Origin of the sequence: Clavibacter sp. MX14-G9D (assembly GCF_032917815.1) — a bacterium.
In the GTDB taxonomy this organism is placed as follows: Bacteria; Actinomycetota; Actinomycetes; order Actinomycetales; family Microbacteriaceae; genus Clavibacter; species Clavibacter michiganensis_K.
In genome coordinates this window covers 1-1,490 of the sequence record NZ_JAVCVL010000355.1, presented here as the reverse complement: position 1 = coordinate 1,490, position 1,490 = coordinate 1, and the positions used below count along the sequence as shown (strand labels likewise).

Sequence of the window (1,490 nt, the reverse complement as noted above, 5' to 3'; positions counted from 1 at the left end):
CCCTCGGCGCGGTCGTCCGCGCGCTCCCGCAGGTCGTCGGCCTCGCGACGGGCCGCGTCCAGGATCTGCGCGGCCTGCGCGCGGGCGGAGTCGACGAGGTGCCGCGCGGTCGCCTCGGCCTCGGCGCGCTGCGCGTCCGTCTCCTCCTGCGTCGAACGGCGGAGGCGCGCCGCGTCGGCGTCCGCCTGGGCGACGAGCCGGGTGGACTGCTCCTCCGCCACGCGGAGGGTCGCCTCGAGCCTGCTGCCGAGGCCCGCGAACGTCGGGCTGCCGACCTCCTCGAGCTCGTCGCGCAGCTCCTGCTCGCTGCGGCGGAGGCGCTCGGCCTCGGCCCGGCTCTCGGCGCCCTGCTGGTTGGAGCGGATGAGCTCGCGGCGGAGGTCGGCGACGGCCCGGTCGACCTCGTCGCGGTTGTAGCCGCGCATGGCGGGGCTGAACGGCGTGTCGTCGTGGGGCACGGGGACTCCTTCGCGGGGGCTCGCGCACGCCGGACGGAGGCGCGGCAGGTGCCGATCCTACCGAGTCGGCGGGGCGTGGACCCGGCCGTCCCCCCGGGTGGCGGGCTGCCCGCGGAGGCGCTCCCAGGGTCGTCCGGTATCCTTCGATGTCGTCGTCCGCCGCCGGTCCGCCCGCAGCACGGCGGAACGTCGCGAGAGCACCCGTGCTCGCCGGCAGCCGTGGTCGGCCCGCCCGACCGCCGCTCACGCAGCTGCCGCCCGCGACGACACGAGAGGAGACACCCGTGCGATTCGTCCTGGCGATCGCGACCTTCGTGGTCGCGGCCCTCATGATCGGGCTGGGGATCGCCCAGCACACCTTCCTGGCCGGACCGGACCGCCTCACCGCGGCCACGTCCTCCGCGGGGGGCGCCGCGTACGCGGTCGTCGACGGGAAGACGCTCAACGCGAACCCGGGCCTGCAGGACACCGTCATCCGCGGGGACGGCGAGATCTTCGCGGCGTACGCGCCGACGGTCGACGTCGAGGCGTGGGTGGGCACGAGCCCGTACACCCGCGTCGCCGTCGACGACCAGGGGGCGCTGACGACCGAGGTCGTGCGGCCCGAGGCCGCCGCGCCCACGCCGAGCCCCACCGCGGACGCCTCCGGGACGGACGCGGGGACGGACGCCGAGTCGGCTCCCGAGATCACCGACCCGCGCGGGTCCGACCTCTGGCTCTCGGAGCAGACCGGCGACGGCGAGCTCGAGCTCAGCACGCGGCTCCCCGACGACGTGAGCCTCCTCCTCGCCACCGACGGCCAGACCGCCGCGCCCGCGGAGGTCTCCCTCTCCTGGCCCACCGAGGGCGAGTCGCCCTGGGTCGTCCCGCTCGTGATCGGCGGCATCGTGCTGCTCGTCGTCGGCCTCGTGCTGTACCTCCTCGCGATCCGCCACCTGCGCCGCAGCCGCGGCCCGCGCCGCAACCTGCCGCCGCGCGGCGGACCGCGCATCCCGCGCGTCGGCCCCGGAGCACGACGCGCCGCGCTGACCG

Annotated in this window: 1 protein-coding gene and 1 pseudogene; one reads left to right on the top strand and one right to left on the bottom strand. The window is 77.0% G+C overall.

Annotated elements, in window-relative coordinates; all coding sequences use genetic code 11:
- A partial coding sequence (locus tag Q6969_RS15575; protein ID WP_317231255.1) for a DivIVA domain-containing protein occupies nt 1–458 on the bottom strand: 458 nt, incomplete at its 3' end.
- 284 nt (nt 459–742) lie between these two features.
- On the opposite strand from Q6969_RS15575, the pseudogene Q6969_RS15570 reads away from it, so the two are divergent.
- A pseudogene (locus Q6969_RS15570) lies at nt 743–1,490 on the top strand (hypothetical protein); the annotation flags it as partial.